General features: G+C 41.4%; 21 protein-coding genes. 17 read left to right on the forward strand and 4 right to left on the reverse strand.

Going from position 1 to position 23,891, the window contains the following annotated elements; genetic code table 11:
* Window positions 1–28 precede the first annotated feature (28 nt).
* The 8 genes from N4627_RS01400 to N4627_RS01435 all read left to right on the forward strand — a co-directional run bounded on the left by N4627_RS01400 (window position 29) and on the right by N4627_RS01435 (window position 8,591).
* Entirely contained in the window at window positions 29–1,978 is a 1,950-nt protein-coding gene (locus N4627_RS01400; protein ID WP_260964856.1) for a glycoside hydrolase family 2 TIM barrel-domain containing protein, read from the forward strand.
* Window positions 1,962–2,921: a beta-galactosidase small subunit gene (locus tag N4627_RS01405; RefSeq protein WP_260964857.1), complete on the forward strand. Its 960-nt coding sequence runs from the start codon at window positions 1,962–1,964 to the stop codon at window positions 2,919–2,921. The genes N4627_RS01400 and N4627_RS01405 overlap by 17 nt, the downstream gene beginning before the upstream one ends.
* A 168-nt stretch (window positions 2,922–3,089) precedes the next feature.
* Window positions 3,090–3,788, forward strand: a complete 699-nt coding sequence (locus N4627_RS01410; RefSeq protein ID WP_260964858.1) for a 2,3-bisphosphoglycerate-dependent phosphoglycerate mutase — start codon at window positions 3,090–3,092, stop codon at window positions 3,786–3,788.
* The gene (locus tag N4627_RS01415; RefSeq protein ID WP_124031482.1) at window positions 3,775–4,644 is read left to right on the forward strand and encodes an alpha/beta hydrolase; all 870 of its coding nucleotides are present in this window, start codon (window positions 3,775–3,777) and stop codon (window positions 4,642–4,644) included. The genes N4627_RS01410 and N4627_RS01415 overlap by 14 nt, the downstream gene beginning before the upstream one ends.
* A 516-nt stretch (window positions 4,645–5,160) precedes the next feature.
* Window positions 5,161–6,303 carry a trans-sulfuration enzyme family protein gene (locus N4627_RS01420; protein ID WP_124031483.1) on the forward strand — a complete coding sequence of 381 codons (1,143 nt, stop codon included), beginning with the start codon at window positions 5,161–5,163 and terminating at the stop codon, window positions 6,301–6,303.
* A gap of 21 nt (window positions 6,304–6,324) precedes the next feature.
* Complete coding sequence (locus tag N4627_RS01425; RefSeq protein ID WP_124031484.1) at window positions 6,325–7,020, forward strand: amino acid ABC transporter permease; 696 nt, start codon at window positions 6,325–6,327, stop codon at window positions 7,018–7,020.
* A 14-nt stretch (window positions 7,021–7,034) separates the two neighbouring features.
* Window positions 7,035–7,784 carry an amino acid ABC transporter ATP-binding protein gene (locus N4627_RS01430; RefSeq protein ID WP_260964859.1) on the forward strand — a complete coding sequence of 250 codons (750 nt, stop codon included), beginning with the start codon at window positions 7,035–7,037 and terminating at the stop codon, window positions 7,782–7,784.
* Window positions 7,785–7,799: 15 nt separating this feature from the next.
* Window positions 7,800–8,591: a transporter substrate-binding domain-containing protein gene (locus tag N4627_RS01435; protein WP_003717507.1), complete on the forward strand. Its 792-nt coding sequence runs from the start codon at window positions 7,800–7,802 to the stop codon at window positions 8,589–8,591.
* Window positions 8,592–9,245: 654 nt separating this feature from the next.
* Here N4627_RS01435 and N4627_RS01440 read toward each other — a convergent pair.
* On the reverse strand, window positions 9,246–10,586 hold the full coding sequence (locus N4627_RS01440) for a C1 family peptidase (protein WP_003717508.1): 1,341 nt from the start codon (window positions 10,584–10,586) through the stop codon (window positions 9,246–9,248).
* 95 nt (window positions 10,587–10,681) lie between these two features.
* Entirely contained in the window at window positions 10,682–12,301 is a 1,620-nt protein-coding gene (locus N4627_RS01445; protein WP_260964860.1) for a malolactic enzyme, read from the reverse strand.
* Window positions 12,302–12,432: 131 nt separating this feature from the next.
* Here N4627_RS01445 and N4627_RS01450 point away from each other — a divergent pair, with 131 nt between their 5' ends.
* Window positions 12,433–13,323 carry a LysR family transcriptional regulator gene (locus N4627_RS01450; protein ID WP_098044915.1) on the forward strand — a complete coding sequence of 297 codons (891 nt, stop codon included), beginning with the start codon at window positions 12,433–12,435 and terminating at the stop codon, window positions 13,321–13,323.
* Window positions 13,324–13,416: 93 nt separating this feature from the next.
* On the opposite strand, the gene rpiA is transcribed toward N4627_RS01450, so the two are convergent.
* The gene (gene rpiA, locus N4627_RS01455; RefSeq protein ID WP_003717511.1) at window positions 13,417–14,109 is read right to left on the reverse strand and encodes a ribose-5-phosphate isomerase RpiA; all 693 of its coding nucleotides are present in this window, start codon (window positions 14,107–14,109) and stop codon (window positions 13,417–13,419) included.
* 11 nt (window positions 14,110–14,120) lie between these two features.
* The gene (locus tag N4627_RS01460) at window positions 14,121–14,414 is read right to left on the reverse strand and encodes a GNAT family N-acetyltransferase (protein WP_260964861.1); all 294 of its coding nucleotides are present in this window, start codon (window positions 14,412–14,414) and stop codon (window positions 14,121–14,123) included.
* A 104-nt stretch (window positions 14,415–14,518) separates the two neighbouring features.
* Here N4627_RS01460 and N4627_RS01465 point away from each other — a divergent pair, with 104 nt between their 5' ends.
* The 8 genes from N4627_RS01465 (at window position 14,519) to rlmB (ending at window position 23,562) form a co-directional block, all read left to right on the forward strand.
* Window positions 14,519–15,055, forward strand: coding sequence for a dCTP deaminase/dUTPase family protein (locus tag N4627_RS01465; RefSeq protein WP_003717513.1), 537 nt, complete (start codon window positions 14,519–14,521; stop codon window positions 15,053–15,055).
* A 172-nt stretch (window positions 15,056–15,227) separates the two neighbouring features.
* A complete protein-coding gene (gene radA / locus N4627_RS01470; RefSeq protein ID WP_003717514.1) occupies window positions 15,228–16,607 on the forward strand; it encodes a DNA repair protein RadA in 1,380 nt (459 codons plus the stop codon).
* Between the two features lie 21 nt (window positions 16,608–16,628).
* Window positions 16,629–17,792 carry a PIN/TRAM domain-containing protein gene (locus N4627_RS01475; protein ID WP_124031490.1) on the forward strand — a complete coding sequence of 388 codons (1,164 nt, stop codon included), beginning with the start codon at window positions 16,629–16,631 and terminating at the stop codon, window positions 17,790–17,792.
* Between the two features lie 112 nt (window positions 17,793–17,904).
* Entirely contained in the window at window positions 17,905–19,563 is a 1,659-nt protein-coding gene (locus N4627_RS01480) for a formate--tetrahydrofolate ligase (protein WP_098044913.1), read from the forward strand.
* Window positions 19,564–20,160: 597 nt separating this feature from the next.
* Window positions 20,161–20,826 carry a Fic family protein gene (locus tag N4627_RS01485; RefSeq protein WP_098044912.1) on the forward strand — a complete coding sequence of 222 codons (666 nt, stop codon included), beginning with the start codon at window positions 20,161–20,163 and terminating at the stop codon, window positions 20,824–20,826.
* Window positions 20,827–20,978: 152 nt separating this feature from the next.
* Window positions 20,979–22,397, forward strand: a complete 1,419-nt coding sequence (gene cysS, locus N4627_RS01490; protein ID WP_003717518.1) for a cysteine--tRNA ligase — start codon at window positions 20,979–20,981, stop codon at window positions 22,395–22,397.
* A gap of 15 nt (window positions 22,398–22,412) precedes the next feature.
* Window positions 22,413–22,826: a Mini-ribonuclease 3 gene (locus tag N4627_RS01495; RefSeq protein ID WP_003717520.1), complete on the forward strand. Its 414-nt coding sequence runs from the start codon at window positions 22,413–22,415 to the stop codon at window positions 22,824–22,826.
* Window positions 22,816–23,562, forward strand: coding sequence for a 23S rRNA (guanosine(2251)-2'-O)-methyltransferase RlmB (gene rlmB, locus N4627_RS01500; RefSeq protein WP_003717521.1), 747 nt, complete (start codon window positions 22,816–22,818; stop codon window positions 23,560–23,562). Before N4627_RS01495 ends, rlmB begins: the two co-directional genes overlap by 11 nt.
* Window positions 23,563–23,891 lie beyond the last annotated feature (329 nt).

Below are 23,891 nucleotides of genomic sequence, written 5' to 3' on the forward strand. Positions count from 1 at the left end.
AATGATTTTTTGAGGAGGCATTTCGTCGATGGAAGCAGAGATAAAATGGTTGGATGATCCGGAGACATTTCGGGTTAATCAATTGCCAGCACATAGTGACCACCACTTTTACCGCAATTATGCGGAATGGCAACGCCACAAGAGTAGTTTTGAACAGAGCCTTGATGGTCAGTGGCAATTTAAGTTTGCCCAAACGCCTCAGGAAAGGATTAAGGATTTTTACAAGGTCGATTTTGACGCTAGTAACTTTGATCAAATCGAAGTTCCAAGTGAAATTGAGTTAAGCGACTATGCACAGAATAATTACATCAACACCTTAATTCCATGGGAAGGTAAAATCTATCGTCGCCCGGCATACGCATTAAGTCAGGACGATCCTGAAGAAGGCTCCTTTAGCGAGGGTAAAGATAACACTGTCGGCCTTTACTTGAAGCATTTTGACCTGAATGATGAATTGCGGGGCAAGCAAATTCGGGTTCGTTTTGAAGGAGTAGAGCGGTCAATGTACTTGTGGCTGAATGGTCACTTCATTGGCTACGCTGAAGATAGTTTTACGCCATCTGAGTTTGATCTCACCCCATATATTCAGGATGAGGACAACGTGATTGCGGTAGAGGTATTTAAGCACAGTACCGCTTCCTGGATTGAGGATCAGGATATGTTCCGCTTCTCTGGTATTTTTAGAAGTGTTGAACTACTAGCCCAACCGGTAACGCACTTGGAAGACTTCACATTGAAGCCGCGGGTTGCTGATAATTACCGTGATGGCGAATTGTCAATGGACCTTAATCTTGTTGGTGAACAGGCTGGAAGTGTTCATGTCATGGTTAAGGATCATGATGGGACTACTTTGCTGGATGAAACCAAATCGATTGACGAGTCGGTTGCAATTGAACCGCATGAATTTAAGGATGTTCATCTGTGGGATAATCACGATCCCTACCTTTACCAATTATTGATTGAAATCCATGATGAAAATGGCAACCTGATTGAGTTAGTTCCATATCAATTTGGTTTCCGGCGGATTGAAATTAGTCCTGAACATGTTGTCCTGTTAAATGGAAAGCGGCTCATTATTAATGGGGTTAACCGTCACGAATGGGATGACCATCGCGGGCGTTCAGTAACGATGAAGGATATGCTGAGCGATATTCAAACCTTTAAGGAAAATAATATTAATGCCGTGCGGACATGTCACTACCCAGATCAGATTCCGTGGTACTACCTCTGTGATCAAGACGGGATTTACATGATGGCTGAAAATAACCTTGAATCACACGCTACTTGGCAAAAAATGGGCGCAATTGAACCATCATATAATGTTCCAGGTTCGGTTCCTCAATGGAAAGAGGTAGTTGTTGATCGGGCACGAAGCAACTATGAATACTTTAAGAACCATACTGCAATTCTTTTCTGGTCTCTTGGCAACGAATCCTTTGCTGGGGATAATTTGGTAGCAATGCAACAATTCTATAAGGAACATGATGATAGTCGCCTAGTTCACTATGAAGGTGTTTGTCATACGCATGATTATAGTGACCAAATTCCAAGTTTGGATCCGGCTAACTACCTGCCAAAGGGTGGTACTAAGGATTATCGGGATCAAATCTCAGATGTTGAAAGTTGGATGTACTTGCCACCAAAGCAGGTTGAAGAATACTTGAAGAATAATCCAGACAAGCCATTTATGGAATGTGAATACATGCATGATATGGGGAACTCTGCTGGTGGAATGGGTTCTTACATTAAGCTTCTTGATAAGTATCCGCAATACTTTGGAGGCTTCATTTGGGACTTCATTGATCAAGCACTCCAAGTAAAGGACCCAATTAGTGGACAAATGGTTATGCGGTATGGTGGCGACTTTGATGATCGCCATTCAGATTATGAGTTCTCTGGTGATGGTCTAATGTTTGCTGACCGGACACCAAAACCAGCTATGCAGGAGGTACGTTATTACTATGGTTTACACAAATAAATTACACGTGATCTACGGTGACGGAACGCTGGGACTTGGTGGTGATGGCTTTCACTATATCTTTAGTTACGAAAAGGGCGGCCTAGAATCACTAAAATTAAACGGTAAAGAGTGGCTTTATCGGGTACCAACCCCAACATTTTGGCGAGCAACCACTGATAATGATCGAGGAAGCGGCTTTAATATTAAGTCAGCACAATGGTTAGCTGCGGATACCTTTACGAAGTGTCTCAGTGATCAAACTCAGTTAACTGTTGACGGTCAGCAATTTGATCACTTACCAATTGCCCCAGAGACAAATAAATTTACGAATAACGAAACTGCTAGTGAAGTAACGATTACATTCACTTACGAAACGTTAACTATTCCTGCAACCAAGGTTACCGTGGCTTATACAGTAACTGCTGGCGGTCAAATTAAGATTAAGGCTCATTACTTTGGTCATCAGGATCTTCCTAGTTTACCTGTCTTTGGTCTTCGTTTCATTATGCCAACCGCAGCGACTGGTTTTGACTATGAAGGGCTATCTGGTGAAACCTATCCTGACCGAATGGCTGGTGCTGAACACGGGAAATATCATGTTGATGGTCTTCCTGTTGCTAAGTACTTAGTTCCTCAGGAAAACGGGATGCATATGGAAACTGAGCACCTTACTATTACCCGGGAAATAACCGAAAATAATGCTGATCATTCAACAGCACCGTTCTCCTTGAAGGTCAGTCAAGCAGATAAGCCATTTAATTTCAGTTGCTTACCATACACCGCAGAAGAGCTTGAATCGGCAACCCACATTGAAGAATTGCCATTGGCTCGGCGGACAGTTCTAGTAGTTGCCGGAGCAGTTCGTGGTGTCGGTGGAATTGATAGCTGGGGTGCAGATGTTGAGGAGCAATATCATATTCCAGCTGACCGTGATATTGAATTTTCGTTCAGTTTGAATTAGCGATAAAAAATAAGGGACAGTGCGACTCAACGTTGATTTAACGGCTAAAAGGGCACTTTCCCTTATTTTTATTCTATTCCTGGCTTAAATTAAAAAACGCCATTACCCAATCCTGTTCAATTGTACACAATTGCTGTATCATAGATAGAGGCAAAGGAGTGGCTAAGAATGGCAAAGTTAGTAATAGTTCGTCATGGCCAAAGTCAGGCCAATCGCGATAATATTTTCACAGGATGGACCGATGTCCCGCTAACCGAAAAGGGAATTGAACAGGGACAGATGGTTGGTGATGAATTAGCAAGAATGGGGATTCAATTTGATGATGCCCATACTTCTTATATGTCACGAGCAATCAAGACGATGAACATTATTCTGGAAAGAATTGATCAGCTTTACATTCCGGTTTATAAAACCTGGCGACTAAATGAACGTCATTATGGTGCCCTTAGCGGTTTAAATAAGGCTAAGGTCAAGGAAGAGGTCGGCGCAGATCAATTGCATCGGTGGCGTCGAGGATACAGTGAAGTTCCGCCAAAGTTGAAGCATCGGCAACACGATCGGCGGTATGATCGCCTTGGCGTAAAGATGCCGTACAGTGAGAGTCTAGCAATGACCCAAAAACGGTTATTGCCATATTGGGAAGACCAGATTGCTCCACGGTTGATGGACGGCAAGAATCAGTTAATTGTTGCTCACGGGAGTTCATTACGGGCATTAATTAAGTATCTTGATCAAATTCCGGATGATCAAATTGACCAAGTGGAAGTTCCAAATGGAAAGCCGATCCTGTATGAGTTTGATCCAGCATTAAATATTACTAAGAAAACTTTTATTACAATGGATGGTGAAGAGAATGGTAATTCATGAGATTAAGAATAACCCGACCCTTAGCGGACAGGTTCGCTTAATTGAAAATGTTGTCTATGCCGCAGCAGATGGTCAAGCATTAAAACTTGAAGTGCTAACCCCATGGACACAGCGTTACCCTCAAGAATACACTACTGAGCCACGGCCACTGATTGTGTTTGTCCAGGGGAGTTCATGGCGGTTACCAACGTTTGGGGAGAAGATTCCTCAATTAGTTCAGTTTGTTAAACATGGCTATATAGTTGCAACAGTGCAACACCGTAATTCTTTAGATGGACATCCGTTCCCCGCATTTCTCGAAGACGTTAAAACGGCAATCCGCTTTTTACGGGCAAACGCCAAGAAGTACGCGATTGATCCTTCACGAGTGGCAATCTGGGGAACTTCTTCAGGAGCCAATGCAGCCATGTTAGTTGGCCTTACGGGGGATGATCCAAAGTATAAGACGGCTGATTATGATGATCAGTCAGATGCTGTTTCGGCAGTTGTTTCTTGTTTTGCGCCAATGGACGTTGAAGAGACGTTTAAGTATACCGATAAGGTTCCGGGGAATGATATTTTGAAATACTGCCTCTTTGGAATGGATAAAAAGAAGTGGCCAGAAATCATGCATGAAATGAGTCCGCTTTACCGGGTGGTTGAGGGAAGACAATATCCGCCATTCCAGCTGTTCCATGGGGATGCGGATAAGGTAGTTCCATACCACCAAATGGAAGAGATGGCGCAAAAGCTGGAATCAGTTGGTGCCGAGGTTGAGGCTTACCGGGTTACTAATGCCAATCACGAGCGCGACTTCTGGAGCCAAGCAATCTATGATAACGTGTTGGCATTCTTGGATAAAGTTTTGAAATCTTAGGAAAATGCTAAAATTAATGATTATGTTAAAAATGCGAATCCATTACAAGTACTTCTAATTAAATTGGAAAGATACTATGATAATTTACGATAGCACTCGACTTAAAATAAGCCGGGTGCTATCGTAAATTATTTACTTCAAAATGTAAAAGAATGTAAAAAAGGATGAATCGATTGGAGAAATTACCTTAACGATACGCAGAATCCCGATTCAGTCCGCTATGATCCATTACTTTAATTTTTTATGTTGACAACTTACAATAAATAAGTTATATTTTATCCATACTTTATTAGGAGGAACACGTCATGAAAAACATTCAATTTGTTAACACAGTTGTTTGTTGCAGTGGATCGCGTCTTATGCGACCCACGTTTTGGCGTACCCAAAGTTAATTTGGCCTGCTAATATTGTCGGGGTAAGTACATAAGGCGCAATTTCAAGTTTAACTTGAGGTTGCGCCTTTTTTGGATCATTTATTCGAAATAATCATTGCGTTTAAGAAAGGAAAAACATCTCATGAAATTCAATACTCAATTAATTCACGGCGGTAATAGCGAAGATCAAACAACCGGAGCCGTATCAACACCAGTTTACCGTTCATCGACTTTTCACCAGCATCAATTAGGCGGCAACCCCAAATGGGAATATTCACGGACAGGAAACCCAACCCGAGCTTCATTAGAAAAATTGATTGCCGAGTTGGAACATGGGGTTGCCGGCTTTGCGTTTTCATCTGGTTCAGCTGCGATTCACGCTGTCTTTTCACTTTACTCTCAAGGTGATCATTTCGTTGTTGGGAGTGATGTCTACGGCGGGACTTTCCGGTTGATTAATAAAGTTCTGAAGCGGTTTGGCTTTGAATTTACGGTTGTTGACATGCAAGATTTGAATGCAGTGCAAAACGCAATTCAAGATAATACGGTTGCCATTTACTTTGAGACACCGACTAATCCGCTCCTTCAAATTGCTGATATTGAAGCAATTGCGAAGATTGCCAAAAAACATGGCGTAAGAACAATTGTTGATAATACATTTGCTACAACATATAATCAGCAGCCATTAACCTTGGGGGCAGATATCATTGTGCATTCCGCAACCAAGTACCTTGGCGGCCATAGTGATGTGGTTGCTGGGTTAGCGGTAACGAAGGAGCAACAAATCGCTGAGCAGTTAGCCTTTTTGCAGAACTCAATTGGTAGTACTTTAGGCCCAGATGACAGTTGGCTATTACAACGGGGGATCAAAACTCTTGGCGCCCGAATGCGGGTTCACCAAGAAAATGCCGCTGCGGTAGTTGACTTTTTACAACAGGATTCACGAATTGAAAAAATTTATTATCCAGGATTAGCCGATTTCCCAGGACTTTCAGTTGCGGCAAAGCAAATGAAAAACTTTGGGGCAATGATTAGCTTTGAATTAAAGGCTGGCCTTGATGCCAAGAAGTTTGTTGAAAGTCTTCAATTGATTGACCTGGCAGAAAGTCTTGGCGGAATTGAGAGCTTGATTGAAGTCCCAGCAGTAATGACTCACGGTTCAATTCCGCGAGAAATTAGGCTAAAAAACGGGATTAAGGATGAATTAATTCGGCTATCTGTGGGAATTGAAGATCCTGAGGACATTATTGCCGACTTAAAACAAGCGTTAGATCAATTAAATTAACTAGGAAAGGATTAAGAAACCATGTGGGAAATTATCAGGACATCGTTACCGCAACTTCTAGCAGCGGGATTTAAATATACAATCCCGTTAGCGTTAATTTCATTTTTCTTTGGTTTAATCATTGCGTTAGTAACCGCATTGATTCGGTTGTCACATCAACGCGGACCATTTATGATTCTCAAGTGGTTTGTTCAATTTTACGTTTGGCTTTTTCGGTCGACGCCACTATTAGTCCAATTATTTATTGTTTTCTTTGGACTACCATATTTAAGGATTCGTGGAATATTACCCCATGGAATTAAACTTGAACCATTTACAGCGGGGATCATTACCTTTTCGCTTAATACTGGGGCATATGCTTCGGAAACTATTCGGGCAGCAATTAGCTCTGTTGATCGCGGCCAGTGGGAAGCTGGGGCGGCAATTGGGATGACCCGCCTGCAAATCTTGTGGCGGATTATTATTCCCCAAGCTCTTCGGGTTGCCTTGCCACCACTTTCAAACAGCTTCATTAGCTTAGTGAAGGATACTTCGTTAGCTGCTTCGATTACAATCATGGAAATGTTTGAGGTTAGTCAACAAATTGCAGCAGCTAATTACCAACCATTATTAATGTACACGTTAGTTGCGTTAATCTATGCAGTATTTACAACGGTTCTTTCTGTTCTCCAGCACTATCTTGAAAAACGGCTGGGCAGTCAGCTTGAAATTAGTTAAGTAGGTGAAAATTGATGAAATTAACCCAAATTAATAAAACTTACGGTAACAAACATGTCTTGAAAGATATTACATTAGAGTTTCCTGCAGGTCAGATTACGGTTCTTGTTGGGCCGTCTGGTTCGGGAAAGTCGACAATTTTACGGTCGCTAAACCTTCTCGTTATGCCTGAGAGTGGTCAGTATGACTTTAACGGTCACCAGATTGACTTTCGCCAGCCCGTTAGCAATAAGGAAAAGTTAGCAATTCGGCGAGAAACGGGGATGGTCTTTCAGAATTATAATTTATTCCCCCATAAGACAGTTCTTAACAACGTTACTGAAGGTCCTACCCAGGTTCTGAAAATGGACCGTCAACAGGCTAATGAGTTAGCTAGAGAAGTGTTGACAAAAGTGGGAATGGCTGATTATGGCGACGTTTATCCTAGTGAATTATCTGGTGGACAGGCGCAACGGGTAGTAATCGCTCGAGCACTGGCAATGAAACCACGGTATGTTCTTCTGGATGAACCAACTTCAGCACTTGATCCGGAATTAGAATTGAGTGTATTAAAAGTTCTTTTACAGCTGGCACGGGAGAAACAGTCAATGGTTCTTGTAACTCACAACATGGCGTTTGCTAAACAAATTGCTGACAAGATTGTTTTTGTAGAAAATGGCGAAATCATTTACGACGGGGCACCAGAAAAATTCTTTTCTACGGAAAATCCGAATGAGCGGATTAGGAACTTTATTGCTTCAATGACCATGGAAAATTTAAAGTAGAAGGAGAAAGATAAAATGAAGATTTGGAAAAAGGTATTAGTAACATTAGCAGCAGTTACGGTCGGAACAACCGCTGGAATTAGTAGCATTCACGCTGCGTCATCACAGGTAAATTCAGAATTAAAACAAAAAGGTGAGTTGACGATTGGTCTTGAAGGAACTTACTCCCCTTATTCATACCGGAAGAATAATAAGCTAACTGGTTTTGAAGTAGACTTAGGAAAAGCAGTGGCCAAGGAAATGGGACTAAAGGCAAAGTTTGTCCCGAGTAAGTGGGATTCTTTAGTAGCGGGATTAGGTTCTGGAAAATATGATGTAGTAATGAATAATATTACGCAGACTCCAGAACGGGCAAAGAAGTACAATTTCTCGACCCCATATATCAAGTCACGGTATGTTTTAATTGTTCCTAAAGATAGTAAGATTAAGAACTTGAAGCAAATCAGCGGCAAGAAGATTGTTGCCGGTACAGGGACAAACAATGCTGATGTTGTTAAGAAGTACCACGGTACCCTTGTTCCTAATGGCGAATTTAGCAATTCAGTGGCAATGGTAAAACAAGGTCGTGCTGAAGGGACAGTTAATTCCCGTGAAGCTTGGTATGCTTACAGTAAGAAGAACAGCACAAAGGGATTGAAGATGATTGACGTTTCCAGCGAAGCTAAACCAACTAAAATCTCGGCACTCTTCAATAAAAAGGATTCAGCAATCCAATCTTCATACAATGATGCTCTCAAGAAGCTCCAAAAAGACGGTACCGTAAAGAAACTTTCCCAAAAATACTTTGGGGAGGATGTTACGGAATAAGAGTGTGAGCCAGCAAAGAACTTGCGGAAAGATAACACTAACTCCCGACAAAGGCGTCTTGCGCCTAGGAGGGAGGGTGTTATCTTAGCAAGTTCCTGGCGAACACATTTTGACTATGTTGCCTAGAATATCGGTTTAAGAAAGATTAAAGTAATTATATAAAGCGAAAATTCCCCTAATACTCAGGAAAGGCCCTGAATACTAGGGGAATTTGTTGATTAATAGGACGACTTTACTGATGGGGACGTTCTACTGCAGCATAGCCAAGATCTGCTCGACCTAACCTTCCTCGAGATGTTTTACTGCAACTGAATCAAAATATGTTCGCGGGGAAGCCCCTATAGACAACAAACTCCCTCCCAGATGCTTTCAGCATCCAGTCGGGAGAAATTGTTGTCTTTCCAGGCAACCGAGTCGAGATCGGCTCGCCGTGACCGCAACTTCCGCCTAGCTATCCCGTCCTTGATTGCAAGACAATCATCGTCCGGGATTTTCTAGTGCTCAGTTGCTAGTTCGTCACGGCTCGCACTCTAGTTTAAACGTGCTTCGCCCGAGTTTCCTAGAGCTAGCAACCTCCTTCCTAGGCGCAAGTCGCCTTCGTCAGGAGAAATTGCTAGCTTTTCGGAAACTCTTTGGGGCGAAGGCACTCTCTTCCTATGCCAACGTTCCCATTGGATCCCAAGGCTTTAGGACGATTGGTTCTTGGGCTTGGGCTTGCTTGAGTTTGTCACTAAGGTACTTTTTATTAACGACAATTTGGTAGCAGTACTTGTCCATCCAGTCGTCACTCATGACAAAGTAACCCTTAGTACCAACTTTTGGTCCCCAGGAGTTTTCGACCTTCCACTTGGTTGGCTGATCGTTGACCAGATCAACACCGGTAAGAACCATTGCGTGATCCATCATGCTTTGACCATAGTCCAGTGCTTGGGCCTTTGTCATTTCCAGGTCGGTGTCAAATAGCTTAGCGTAGTCGTAAGTATTGAGGGCCATAATTCCGAGCTTAGTTTCAGAATATTTAACAACGTCAGAACCGAACCAAACACTTTCACCAGCCTTTAGTTGGTCGATTGCGAGCTTCTTAAATTCGTCCATTGGTAGGTTTAAGTGCTTAATTTGCCGACCACCAACAACATTACCTAACATATCGATTGTGTAAGTCTTGTAGTATTCCTTATCAGCAGTCGGTGCTTGAATAACCGAAATGTAGTCATCAAGGTTCCAGCCGACATATTTCTTGAAGAATTCTTGTGGGGTAATGTTTTCATCCCGGTGGAATTCATTATCCTTCTTTGTCCGGTATTCAAAGTCAAAGTGACTTGCTGGTTCACCAAAGGCATATGCAAGCATCCGGTAAACGTCATTTAACATTTCTTTCCGTTTAATGTTAAGCGCATCTTCATTAGCGTGTTCATCATTAACCATCTTCCGCAAGATTACAGCGTCATGACGCAGCTTATTGTTTAAGAGGTTATTGATCCCGTTAGATCGATTGGAGTTAAATGATTCGGGCATTGCTGACTTAGGCATGACCCCATATTTTTGAATGAGGGCACAGAGCATATCCCATTGACCACCGTCGGATTGTGGGGCAGCCATTAGCCAAGCTACTTTGCGGTCATCGGTAGGTAACTTAGCAGTCTTAATCACATTTTCATAGAAGTAATTAGCCTTTTCAAATTTATCCCAGAAGAATTGGTAGGATTGAGAAAGTTCAAAGTTATCAGGTAAGTTAAACTTATGTTGCATGTCGTGACGCATCGTGTTCAGGGCAGCGAACATCCAGCAACGTCCTGATTGCTTTTGGTCGGCAACGTCACCAGTCTTCAAGTCAATTGAAAAGTGGGGAGCGTTGTCAGCAATTGAGTGCCAGTTAAAACTTGCGGCATTAACCCCATTCTTAGTAACGGCATTTTCGAGGACAGCGGATTCTTTTCGTTGATCATAATCTTCGTGGAAATAATTAATTGCGGAATTATCAATTTCAAAACTCACAATTGGTCACACTCCTTAAAATAGTTACTTACTATTATAGTGGTTCCTCAAGAAAAAGGCGACCAAGTAACTTTACTTGATCGTCGTTAATAATATTAGTATTTTGCTTCCCAGGTCATTTTTTCGACCGCTTTTTTGGCGTCCTTTGCTGAAGAGAAGCCTTGGTCAATTGCAGATTGGGCGACCGCAATGGCAACTGTCTTGGAGAACTTTGCCATATCTCTAACTGGCGGAAGTACCGCAGACCCAGGCTTATCTGGATCGACTAACCCAACAAGGGAGTGGGCAGCCGCTGCTAGCATGGTATTGTTAATCTTCTTTGCTTCTGTTGCGATTGCACCAAAACCAACTCCAGGATAGATTAAGGCGTTGTTTGCCTGACCAATATTATAGGTAACCCCGTTGTATTCAATATCATCAACGGGAATCCCAGTAGCAACCAGAGCGCGACCATCAGTCCACTTTAATAAGTCCGCTGCTTTAGCTTCCGCAAGCTTAGTTGGGTTAGAAAGTGGGAAAATAATTGGCCGTTCAGTATGAGCTGCCATTTCTTTAACAATCTCTTCAGTGAAGGTTCCGGGTTGCGTAGAAGTCCCAATCATGACAGTCGGGTGAATTGCTTTTACAACAGCAGCTAGGTTAGTTAGTTCATCGGCGTTCTTAAATTCACTCCGCTTCCGGGTGAATGGCTTTTGCTTTGGTGTAAGTCCTTCAGTGTCGTCAAACAATAATCCTTGCTTATCAACGAGGTAGAAGTGCTTCTTGGCTTCTGCAGGATCCATCCCCTGGCGGACCAATTCATCAAAGAGCATCTTAGCAATTCCCATTCCAGCACTTCCGGCACCGAATGTTAAGAACTTCTGGTCAGCTAATTTCTCTTTAGAAATGTTCAGCGCACCAAGAACACCTGCTAGGGCAATGATCCCGGTTCCTTGAATATCATCGTTGAAGGTTAAAATTTTATCATGGTACTTATCCAGGATTCGGGCTGCCGTTCCCCGGCCAAAGTCTTCAAAATGCAACAAGCTCTTTGGGTATAGTTTTTCAACTGTTTCAACGAACCGGTCAATGAAGTCAAAGTATTCTTGACCAGTAATCCGGTGGTGACGTTCACCAAGGTAGTTTGGATCGTTAAGGAGTGTTTCGTTATCGGTTCCTGCATCAATTGAGATGGGGAGAACTTGGGAAGGATCGACTCCAGCGGCGGCAGTATAAACCATTAACTTACCGACAGCAATGTCAACACCATCAACACCCCAGTCACCAATCCCTAAAATCCCTTGAGAATCGGTAACAACGATTAGGCGAATGTCACGATCAGCACTAACATTTTGAAGGCATTGCTTGATGTCTTCCGGATGCTTAACGGAGAGGTAAACAGCGTCTTGAGGACGAAGGTACCGTTCATTATACTTTTCAATTGATTCAGCAATTACCGGATCATAAACGATTGGCATCATTTCGGTGATGTGCTTTTCCATTAAGTAGAAGAAGAGCGTTCGGTTAGCGTTAAATACTTCCATCAAGAAGTGACGCCTTTCAATTCGAGAGGTTTTGCTCTGGTAGAGAGCATAGGTATCTGTTTCTTGTTCTTCAATTGTCTTTACCCGGGGTGGCAAAGTACCAATTAACCCTAATTTTTTTCGTTCATCTAATGTAAATGCAGTTCCCTTGTTTTTAAAGGGGTTATTAAGAATTGACATTGCGTCTGTCATTGCAAAGGATCTCCTTTAATTTATTATTGATATTGCAATGATATGAAGCAAATTAGCATATAGTCAAATCTATGCTATCCTATAAATAAAATTGATACACTAAAGCCGATCATCCATTCTTGAGGGCAAAAATGAAAATTAGAGATTTAGAATATTTTATTGAACTTGTTAAAGATAAAAATTTTTCGGTAGTTGCCGATCACTTTCAGGTTAGCCAGCCAACAATTACGATGGCAATTAACCGGTTAGAAGAAGAGTACGGGACAACCTTTTTTATTCGTGATCATATTCATCACCAGATAACCGTCACTAAAATTGGTCAGCAGTACGCCCAGCATGTTCGCGCAATTCTTAGTGAACTAGCGGTTGCGCGCCGTGAGATTGAACACGCTAAGTTAAATAAGATCCGTTTTGGGTTGCCGCCAATTATCGGTAATTACTACTTTCCACCGCTTACTCCACGGTTACTTCGTTCTAATTTAATTGACAAGTTGGAGGTTACCGAAGAAGGGTCAGAAAATTTACTACAGATGTTATTGAGGGGAGAACTGGATATGGCTCTTCTGGGATCCGCCAGTCCCCTTCAACAACCAGAACTATCAGTGAAGGAGTTTGCTCAGTACCCATTTCACATTATCATGAGTCGGGACCACCAATTGGCTAAAAAACAGGATTTACAATTCGCTGATCTTAAGGGACAATCGTTTATTTTGCCAGATACTGATTTTATTCATGAGAAGGCATTTCGTAGAATGTGTCGGCTTGCCCATATTCGTCCCAAAGTTATTTATCGAACAAATGATATTCATATCATTAAGAATATGGTGGCTGAAAACTTGGGAATTTCATTTTTGACTGAATTAGCAATTACCGCCAACGATCGACTGGTTGATTTAGCCTTAGCCGATCCGCAACAACCCGTATTCCATCTTTCACTGGCTGCGCGACATAATGAGATTCTTTCACCTGCCAAAGAAAAATTATGGGAGCTAATTCTTGATTATGGTGGCAAGAAAAACTAGAAATAAGCTGGTAATAGTAAGAGAAGCCGAGAAAAAACGTTTTGTTCTTTCTCGGCTTCTTTAAGATCAATTATTAAATTTTACGTTCTTATATTATGGACGGGCATGAAGGAACTTTGGACCGTCTTGGGTACCAACAAGAACATCATTAACTTGGTTTAAGAACAGTCCATCTTCAATTAAACCAACCATCCCGATTAATTCTTCGTGAAGGGCGAAGGGATCGTTAATGTCCTCAAGATGCAAATCAATAATGAAGTTTCGCTGGTGTGTCCGGAACTTATCACTGTTATCAGGCAGCATCCGCCAGGTTGGGTTATAGCCACGACGAGCTAGTTTGGTAAAGAGGTGTTGACTTCCGTATGGGGTAACTTCCACTGGTAGCGGAAAAGCTCCTAAGTGATGAACTAATTTTGATTCATCAACAATCCACATTACGTGGTCAGAATAGTTGGAAACAATCTTTTCCCAAAGGAGAGCGCCACCGCCACCCTTAATTCCTTGGAAATCGTCACTAATCTCATCAGCACCATCAATAGTAAGGTCAATATGATCAACATCGTCAATTTCTTCAACCTTGATCCCAAGACTTTGAGCTTGGCGAGTAGTTCTGTTTGAGGTTGTAACACAAACAACATCTGATAAATCACCATTCTTAACATGCTCACCGAGTGCTTCCACCAAGCAATGAACGGTTGTCCCTGTTCCTAGGCCGACAACCATTCCTGGATGAATGTACTTAACTGCTTCACGGCCAACTTGTTGTTTTAGCTCATCTTGATTCATGAGTTTCCTCCTTAGAAACGATCTTCAGGTAATAGTAATTGTTGGTATTCGGGATGCGCCTTAAACTGCTTTACAGCATAAGGACACATTAATTTTACGGTTAGTTGATGGGTAGTGGCGTACTTAACGAATTGACGAACCAACTCTGCCGCAATCCCTTGGCCACGATAATCGGGGTGAACAAAGACCCGCTCAACAACAACGCGGTCAGGTACCCCCGTTACTTTTGGAAAGCTTATCTCGCCCACGAAGGGTTGTTGATCATCACTAGCGATAATTCGGTTTTCTTCAACCTTATAATCCATTTGATCACATCCATTCCAAATCTATTCAGTGTAAAGCAATACCATAAATCCTATATCTATTTTATAATAAGTAGATAGTTTATAAAAAGGATTAGGTGATATAAATGAAACGCGGATTTAAGATTGTTTCAAGCAAACAGGATCAGGGGCTTCATTTACCCAGTCGGCAAACTGCCAATGCAGCTGGTTACGACTTTGAAGCTGCGGAAGATTTTGTTCTTCCATCAATTTGGAAAGGGAACTTCTTAAAGACCCTTTGGAAAATCCATCAGCAATCAAAGCTAAGTCCTGATGACCTTAAACACGCTGATCAATGCCTTAAACCATATCTAGTCCCAACCGGAATCAAGGCTTACATGCAGGATAATGAATTCTTGCTATTAGCTAATCGTTCTAGCGGCCCGCTAAAGCGTCGATTAATTCTTCCGAATGGTGTTGGAATTGTAGATGCTGATTATTATGATAATGATAGTAATGAAGGAGAAATTTTCTTCCAACTCATTAACTATGGATTAACAGATTATCATATAAAAAAAGGTGAACGAATTGGCCAAGGAATTTTTATGCCATTCCTTGTCGCTGATGATGAGAAACAACCAATCGCACGGCGGACTGGTGGCTTCGGTTCAACCAAAAAGTAATATAGCAAATCTTGAATAAAATCGGAATAATTTTGGGTAAATTTCTCTCAAAAAGCTCAGATTTTCGCTGGTGGAACGGTCCAATAGTTTTTTTAAAAGTGATTGGTAGGGCGCACTTTTATTTCAGGATCGTTGTTAGTAAGTAAGTTTAGGTAATGAAAGGATGGCATGAATGGCCAGAGTTAAAACACAATATGTTTGTCAGAATTGTGGATATAATTCACCACGATATTTAGGAAGATGTCCTAACTGTGGTGAGTGGAATACGTTAGTTGAAGAACAAATCCAATCCTCAAGTTCCAGTGCAGCCACGAAACGACCAACCACGACGTTAACTGGTTTGGTTGCTAAGCCACAGAAAATCGGTGAAATTAATAGTCACGAAACTCCCCGGGTAAAAACCAAACTGAACGAATTGAACCGGGTTCTTGGTGGCGGAATTGTTCCGGGGTCGTTAATCTTAATTGGTGGGGATCCTGGTATTGGAAAATCAACGCTGCTCCTGCAAGTTTCTGGACAACTATCAAGTGAACATCACCGGGTTCTTTACGTTTCTGGGGAAGAAAGCGCCACTCAAATAAAAATGCGGGCAGAGCGGCTTGACGTGGCAGCAGATGACTTTTATATTTACCCAGAAACCAATATGGACAGTATTAAAGACACGATTCGTGAACTAAAACCAGAATACGTGGTGATTGATTCTGTTCAGACAATGCAGGCTACGGATGTCACTTCAGCGATCGGGAGTGTTTCGCAGATTCGTGAAGTAACCGCTCAGTTAATGCAAATTGCAAAGAGTAATAATATTACGATCTTTGTTGTTGGTCACGTTACTAAGGGCGGTGCAATCGCTGGACCAAAGATTTTGGAGCACATGGTTGATACTGTCTTGTACTTTGAAGGAGATCTTCACCACACATACCGGATCCTCAGGTCAGTTAAAAACCGTTTTGGGTCAACTAATGAGCTGGGAATTTTTGAAATGCATACGAATGGTTTATCAGAGGTGAAAAATCCTTCAGAAATTTTCCTCGAAGAACGATTAAAAGATGCCACTGGCTCGGCTGTCGTTGTATCATTAGAAGGGACGCGGCCAATTCTTGTCGAAATTCAGGCTTTAGTGACACCGACCGTCTATGGAAATGCTCAGCGAACTGCTACTGGTTTGAACCGAAATCGGGTATCATTGATAATGGCGGTTCTTGAAAAGCGCGCCAATTTGATGCTCCAAAACCAGGACGCCTACCTTAAGGCTGCTGGTGGTGTAAAATTGGATGAGCCGGCAATCGACCTGGCAATCGCAATTAGTATTGCATCGAGTTACCGGGATAAGGGGACACAAGCTACAGATGCATTTGTTGGTGAAGTTGGCTTAACTGGTGAAATTCGGCGGGTTAACCGGATTGAACAGCGTGTTGCCGAGGCCCAGAAACTTGGCTTCAAACGGATCTTTGTTCCGAAAAATAACTTGAAAGGGTGGCAAGCACCAACCGGGATCGAGGTTATCGGGGTAACCACCTTACGTCAGGCATTGCGTCTTGCGCTAGGTTAATTTATAAAGGAGGGATGTAATATGCGAAAACGAATTATTCGATTGATCTACGTTATTGTTGGTGCCGCAATTGGTTTCTATTATTTGCCATTATTTTGGGACTTAATTAATTTTCATTTAAATAGTGCCTTATTTGTCTTTATGGATATCGTTATTGGTGCTTTGATTTTTCTGATCCTTTCATTACCACTTGCCAAACCAACTGAACAGTTAGTCGCACGAATTGAAAAGAGTCTAACAAGTTTAAGCCCAGTTTACCTGTTTTTTGGTACGTTACTGACAATTGTTGGGCTAGTCCTTGCGGTGTTGATTTCAATCCCGCTTTGGCGAACCGGAATTCCGGTTGTTAACAACGTTTTACCAATCCTGTTAATGGTTATCTTTAGTTATTTTGGTTACCGTATCGGAACGACCCGTCTTGATGATTGGAAGAATTTGCTTTCTGGACACCGGGTACGCTCAAAAAATTCGAATACCGAAGTAATTGACCAAAAAGATGAGAATTATCATCACTATAAAATCTTAGATACGAACATCTTGATTGATGGTCGAATTTATGATTTAGTAAAAACCGGTTTCCTGGAAGGAACATTGCTCGTTCCTAATTTTGTTTTGTATGAACTTCAATACATCGCCGATTCCGGTGAAAGTATTAAGCGAGTTCGGGGACGGCGAGGTTTGGATATCCTAAACAAATTACGGAAAGAAAAGATCGTGCCGATTGAAATGTACGATGGCGACTTTGAAGATATTCCGGAAGTTGATAGTAAGCTGATTGCGTTAGCTAAAAAGGTTAATGGAGTCATCGTTACTAACGACTATAATCTGAATAAGGTTATCCAATTCCAAAATGTCCAAGTCTTGAATATCAATAACCTTGCCAAATCGTTACGGCCACGGGTAATTCCTGGTGAAACACTCAAAGTTGTTGTTGTTAAGAACGGAACCGAACGTCAGCAAGGGGTTGCGTACCTTGATGATGGAACTATGGTTGTCGTTGAGGATGGCCGTTACTTCATGAATGAACGGATTGAGGTAGAGGTCACTAGTGCATTACAAACCGATGCTGGACGGATGATTTTTGCTCGACCGCTCCATTCTCGTCGGGGGATCAACGAAAAGAATAGTGAATCCACAAAGGACAACAACAAAAAATCAGCAAAATCTGATAAAGAGTCTAAATAGTTGTTTACAAATGACTGAGAATCTTTTATCCTAGACACCGTAGAAGTTAATTCTTAACTTTAACGGTGTTTTTTTTAGTTAAAGTTCGTATTTAAGATTGGAGCGGATTGAAATGACAGATATAGAAATTGCTGACCAAGCCACACTCGAACCGATTAATAAGATTGCTGAATCAATTGGCCTTGACGATGACCAAATTGAACAATACGGGAAGTACAAAGCTAAAATTTCATTGCCAGTTGCTGAAAAGCCAGGGAAGAAGCATAAGCTAGTTCTTGTGACTTCAATCAATCCGACTCCAGCCGGTGAAGGAAAATCAACTATTTTGGTTGGCTTAGGGGATGCCTTAAACCAATTGAACCACCAAACAATTATTGCAATGCGGGAACCTTCTATGGGTCCTGTATTTGGGATTAAAGGCGGGGCAACCGGTGGTGGTTACAGTCAGGTAATCCCAATGGAAGATATTAACCTGCACTTTACCGGTGACCTTCATGCATTGACTAGCGCTAACAACACACTAGCTGCTTTAATTGATAATTATGTAATGCGGGGGAATGAATTGGACCTCGATCCGCGTCGGATTATTTGGAAACGGGTTGAAGACGTTAATGACCGGGCATTGCGGAATGTTATTACTGGTCTTGGCGGAATTATGCAAGGTGTTCCACGGCAAACCGGCTTTGACATTACTGCAGCTTCAGAATTAATGGCCATTTTGTGCCTTTCAACCGACTTGATGGACTTGAAGAAGCGTATCAGCCGGATCGTTGTTGGTTACACTTATGATCGGGAACCAGTAACTGTTGGTCAACTTGGCTTTGAAGATGCAATTACGATTCTTTTGAAGGACGCTATTAAGCCTAACCTTGTACAGACCCTTGACCATACTCCAGCGATTGTTCATGGTGGTCCATTTGCTAACATTGCCCACGGATGCAACAGTATTTTGGCTACCCAAACGGCATTGAAATTAGCAGATTACACTGTTACAGAAGCCGGATTCGGTGCTGACTTAGGGGCTGAAAAGTTCCTTGATATTAAACGGCCTGTATTAGGAAAGAACCCAGATGCAATCGTTATTGTTGCTACGGTTCGTGCCCTTGAATACAATGGTGGCGCTAGTTTAGACGAAATTAAGGAAGAACAATTGCCAGCACTAGAAAAGGGAATTGCTAACCTGAATCGTCATATTAAGAATATGCAACGTTATGGCTTACCAGTAGTAGTTGCCATTAACCACTTCATCAATGATACTGATGCTGAAGTCAAGTTTATTGAAGATAATTGTAAGCGGCTCGGCGTTAACGTTGTTGTAGCTGATAGTTGGGCTAAAGGCGGTAAGGGAACTCAGGATCTTGCCAAGGAAGTTGTTCGCTTGGCTGACCAAAAGAGTGACTTCAAGCCCCTTTACGACGCTAGTGATTCGATTGAAGAAAAAGTAAATACAATTGCAAAGACAATTTACGGAGCTAAGGAAGTTTCGTTTAGTAAAAAGGCAAAGAAGCAATTGAAGCAGTTTGCAAAGTTAGGCTGGAATGATCTTCCTGTCTGCATTGCCAAGACCCAATACTCCTTTACTGATGATCAAACTCAGCTTGGAGCACCAACAGACTTTACCTTCCATATTCGGGAATTTGTTCCTAAGCTCGGTGCCGGCTTTATTGTTGCCCTTTCAGGTAACATGATGACCATGCCCGGCCTTTCCAAGACTCCCGCTGCCGTTAACATGTCCATCGATGCGCAGGGTAGGATTAAGGGGTTGTTTTAGTGAAAAGAGTGCGAGCCCGTTAAAACCTTCCGGTGGCTAACGATTTCTCCGGCGAACGACGTCTTGTCGTCGGAGTCGGAGGTCGTTAGCTCGAGGAAGGTTAGGGCGAGCACATTTAGACTCAGCTGCAGTAGAATTATAGCTCAAGAACAACAACCTTCCCCACAATAAAAAAGCGAGAACAGCTAAATCATAGCCGTTCCCGCTTTTTATGATCCAAAAAGAGATAGCCTAGGGAAAGCTATCTCTTGAGGAGTATTATGAGGACTTGGGGTATCCTCATATTAATTATTTTTTCGGTTACTATTGGGAGGAGTAATTGAAAAATAATAGGTTTCATTAGTAGTAAAGCTTGTATCTTTACTACGCTTTATATACTACCAGGAGAATGTGAAGAAATTGTGACTATTAAGTAAAAAAACTTTTGAAGCAAGTGAAAAAAGTTTTTGAGACATGATGAGGTGTCGCCGCTTTATCGTCAAATGACTTATATGAGTGAATTAAATTATAGTATAATCGTTGGTGTAAAAGAGTTATATATAGTTGAGTAGTTCAATAACTTTGCATAATTTGAAAAATATTGAAGAGGATATTTCCATGTTAAGAGGTAAATATCATTTAAGTGTTGAGCAAAATAAGCGTTTAGCTAGGAGTAATTTGACGCGATTAGTTTATGTTAATTCTCGATTTGAGGGTTTAATAACGACCTTGCAACAAACACAAACAATCATTGATGGCCTAGGAGTTGATGGTGTCTCAATTGACGATATTAATATCATTATTCAGTTGAAGAGAGGGTGGCAATATACTATTAATTCGGATGAGGGGATTAATCTTGATTTTCTTAAAAAGGCTAATAAAATTGTTGCTCTGAATGAGTCGCTGGCTCCAGGAGAACTTCGAACTGGAAATGGTGCGGTTAGCACGATGAAGGGTGAGTATATTCCTCCGCAGGTTAATCAAGAGCAAGAAGAATTATTTTTAACTCAATTACTTTTAGATAAAAACAGAACAAATACTGATAAAGCATTGACGTTAATGTATCACTTAATGCGGAATCAGATTTTTTGGGACGGAAATAAGCGAACGGCAACTTTAGCTGCTAATAAAATAATGATTAATAGCGGTGCAGGGTTGATTAATGTTCCGCTTGATCGGTGGCCAAAGTGGAATCAGTTAATTTCAGAATTCTATTTTAGTGGTGACATGGAAGAGTTAAAGCAGTGGACCTATGATAATGGAATTCAAGGGGTTGAGCTTTAGATAAAAAGAATAGTAATCTGCTGTACGTAAAGAGAAATTAAGCTAACTAATCAGGATTATTGAGCAGTTAGCTTTTTTTATTAGGACAGGTATCAGTCAATTAACTAGATATGTTAGTATTATGGGTATAGATATGAAAGGAGCAGACAGTCATGCTAACAATTTATAATACATTGACTCGTAAACAAGAAGAATTTAAACCGCAAACCCCAGGAGTTGTTAACATGTATGTCTGTGGTCCAACGGTGTATAACTATATCCATATTGGTAATGCACGTTCAGCGATTGCATTTGATACCGTACGGCGCTACCTTGAATTTAAGGGGTACAAGGTGAACTATGTTTCTAACTTTACCGACGTTGATGATAAGATGATCAAAGCCGCCCATGAACAAGGAATCACCGTTCCCCAATTAGCAGATAAATACATTCAAGCATTTATGGAAGATACTAAGGCAATTAATATCGAACCAGCGACAATGCACCCGCGAGCAACCGAAAACATTCCTGAAATTATCAAATTTATTCAGGGGTTGATTGATAAGGGCTATGCATACGAAAAAGATGGGGATGTTTATTATCGTGCCCGAAAATTCAAGGACTATGGTCAATTGTCAGGCCAATCAATTGATGATCTTGAAGTTGGGGCAAGTGAACATGTTAGTGATGATGAAATTAATAAAAAAGAGGATCCAATGGATTTTGCTCTTTGGAAAGCTGCTAAGCCAGGCGAAATTAACTGGGATTCGCCATGGGGCAAGGGACGACCAGGCTGGCATATTGAATGCTCAGTGATGTCGACTAAGTACTTGGGAAAGACGATTGATATTCATGGTGGCGGCCAGGATCTAGAATTTCCCCACCATGAAAATGAAATTGCTCAAAGTGAAGCGAAAACTGGCCAGAAATTTGTTCGTTACTGGATGCATAATGGTTTTGTTACTATCGGCAAGGACAACGAGAAGATGAGCAAATCACTGCACAACTTTATCACTGTCCACGACATCATTAAGCAGGTTGATCCTCAAGTATTGCGGTTCTTTATGGCGACTACTCAATATCGACGGCCAATCCAATACAGTGAGGATAATTTGATTGATGCTAAAAATAATTTGGAACATATCCAAACAGCATTTGATAATTTAACTTATCGTCAAAAAGATGCTCAAGATGGTGCTGATCCGGTAGTTACTCAAAAATTAGCTGATTTTAAGCAATCATTTACGGAAGCAATGGATAACGATATTAATGTTCAAAATGGGATTACCGTTGTTTATGAACTAGTTAAGTTTGCAAATGTATACGCCCAACAAAAAGCGGTTAAAGCAGCTGCATTAACCGAAATGAAGGATCTAATTTCTGAATTAGTTAGTATTTTTGGTGTGAAGTTAGCATCAAGTGACAATGAGCTTAACGATGAACATATTCAAGCGTTGATTGATGAACGAAATGAAGCGCGGAAGAATAAAGACTTTGCCCGGAGTGACCAAATTCGTGATGAATTAAAGGCACAGGGAATCATTCTTGAAGATACGCCGCAAGGAACACGGTTCAAGCGAGTAAAGAAGTAGACAGGAAGGAAATTAATGGAACAAGCAGATTATCAACAATTAAACGGGATTGCCCTTGCTTACTTGGGGGATGCCGTTTATGAAGTATTTATCCGTCAACATCTTTTGAGTCAGGGACTAGCAAAGCCGACTAAGCTTCAGCACATAGCGACTCACTATGTTTCTGCAAAAGCGCAAGCGGCATTGATTGATCTGATGAAGCAGGATGATATTTTGACTGAGGATGAGTGGAGTTACTTTAAGCGGGGGCGAAATGCCAATAGTCACACGCACGCAAAACATACCTCTGTTCTAACTTATCGGATATCGACTGGTTTTGAAGCAATGATGGGTTACCTGCAATTAGCAGGAAAACAAGATCGAATTGAAGAATTAGCAGAATGGTGCATTCAGCAAGTTGAAGCAGGGAGAACGAAGCATGAAAACTGAAAGCAATGATTTTATTATTGGTCGTCATCCGGCAGTGATGGCATTGAAGTCCGATCAGGAGATTAATAAGGTTTTTATCCAATCAGGATTAAAGTCTGATGCCATTTCACAAATTATTAAATTAGCAAAGGAAAAGCGGCTTGTAATTTCCAACGTTCCCAAGACAAAACTTGATCAGATGAGTGATCACCAAAATCACCAGGGAGTGGCCTTGGCAGTCGCCGCTTATCACTATGCAACCATTGATGACTTGTTTGAAAATGCCGCTAAACATGATGAAGACCCATTTTTCCTGATCCTTGATGAATTAGAGGATCCGCATAATCTTGGTTCAATTATCCGGACGGCCGATGCAGCCGGGGTTCATGGGATTATTATTCCCCGGCGCCGCGCTGTTGGTTTAACTTCGGTTGTTGCTAAAACCTCTACCGGAGCAATTGAACACGTTCCGGTTGCCCGTGTTACTAACCTGGTTCAAACCGCTCAAGAATTGAAAGACCGGGGAGTTTGGCTGTTCGGAACCGATATGAAAGGAACTGATTACCGTCGCTGGAATGCAAAGGGAGCAGTAGCGTTAGTTATCGGTAATGAAGGAAAGGGAATCTCCTCATTATTGAAAAAGAACTGTGATGAGATGCTTACAATTCCAATGATTGGTCACGTTCAAAGTCTTAATGCAAGTGTGGCGGCGAGTCTGTTAATCTACCAAGGATTTAATTCCCGGCACCCGCTATAGAAAACAAATCCTCCTTCCTGTTTAATTAAAGCAGGAGGGAGGATTTATTTGTTTGGGTGATTTTTGAAAGTAAAAAAATGTGGGATTCACCTTACATGCTTAAGTGAGTATTCAAAAAACAAAATTTTTTCAAATTATAAAATATCCCATAACAATAAATAATTGGTATATTGAGACACTTGTCGCATTAAAAGACTATTCTGGCGGTAGTGTTCATTCTAGGAAAACAAATTTTTATGCAGAAAAACTTTTCAATTAACTATCGTTTGAATAGTTGTTCAACAAATCACAAGAAAGTACTATTCAAACTATTAAAAGTTTGGTAGATT

Source organism: Limosilactobacillus vaginalis (assembly GCF_025311515.1).
Lineage (GTDB): Bacteria > Bacillota > Bacilli > Lactobacillales > Lactobacillaceae > Limosilactobacillus > Limosilactobacillus vaginalis.

Coding starts and splice junctions, on each gene's coding strand:
- N4627_RS01410 (WP_260964858.1), top strand. CDS start 3,090: ATGGCAAAGTTAGTAATAGTTCGTCATGGCCAAAGTCAGGCCAATCGC.
- N4627_RS01450 (WP_098044915.1), top strand. CDS start 12,433: ATGAAAATTAGAGATTTAGAATATTTTATTGAACTTGTTAAAGATAAA.
- rpiA (WP_003717511.1), bottom strand. CDS start 14,109: ATGAATCAAGATGAGCTAAAACAACAAGTTGGCCGTGAAGCAGTTAAG.
- N4627_RS01425 (WP_124031484.1), top strand. CDS start 6,325: ATGTGGGAAATTATCAGGACATCGTTACCGCAACTTCTAGCAGCGGGA.
- cysS (WP_003717518.1), top strand. CDS start 20,979: ATGCTAACAATTTATAATACATTGACTCGTAAACAAGAAGAATTTAAA.
- radA (WP_003717514.1), top strand. CDS start 15,228: ATGGCCAGAGTTAAAACACAATATGTTTGTCAGAATTGTGGATATAAT.
- N4627_RS01495 (WP_003717520.1), top strand. CDS start 22,413: ATGGAACAAGCAGATTATCAACAATTAAACGGGATTGCCCTTGCTTAC.
- N4627_RS01400 (WP_260964856.1), top strand. CDS start 29: ATGGAAGCAGAGATAAAATGGTTGGATGATCCGGAGACATTTCGGGTT.
- N4627_RS01465 (WP_003717513.1), top strand. CDS start 14,519: ATGAAACGCGGATTTAAGATTGTTTCAAGCAAACAGGATCAGGGGCTT.
- N4627_RS01415 (WP_124031482.1), top strand. CDS start 3,775: ATGGTAATTCATGAGATTAAGAATAACCCGACCCTTAGCGGACAGGTT.
- N4627_RS01460 (WP_260964861.1), bottom strand. CDS start 14,414: ATGGATTATAAGGTTGAAGAAAACCGAATTATCGCTAGTGATGATCAA.
- N4627_RS01405 (WP_260964857.1), top strand. CDS start 1,962: ATGGTTTACACAAATAAATTACACGTGATCTACGGTGACGGAACGCTG.
- N4627_RS01430 (WP_260964859.1), top strand. CDS start 7,035: ATGAAATTAACCCAAATTAATAAAACTTACGGTAACAAACATGTCTTG.
- N4627_RS01480 (WP_098044913.1), top strand. CDS start 17,905: ATGACAGATATAGAAATTGCTGACCAAGCCACACTCGAACCGATTAAT.
- N4627_RS01475 (WP_124031490.1), top strand. CDS start 16,629: ATGCGAAAACGAATTATTCGATTGATCTACGTTATTGTTGGTGCCGCA.
- N4627_RS01445 (WP_260964860.1), bottom strand. CDS start 12,301: ATGACAGACGCAATGTCAATTCTTAATAACCCCTTTAAAAACAAGGGA.
- N4627_RS01420 (WP_124031483.1), top strand. CDS start 5,161: ATGAAATTCAATACTCAATTAATTCACGGCGGTAATAGCGAAGATCAA.
- N4627_RS01485 (WP_098044912.1), top strand. CDS start 20,161: ATGTTAAGAGGTAAATATCATTTAAGTGTTGAGCAAAATAAGCGTTTA.
- rlmB (WP_003717521.1), top strand. CDS start 22,816: ATGAAAACTGAAAGCAATGATTTTATTATTGGTCGTCATCCGGCAGTG.
- N4627_RS01435 (WP_003717507.1), top strand. CDS start 7,800: ATGAAGATTTGGAAAAAGGTATTAGTAACATTAGCAGCAGTTACGGTC.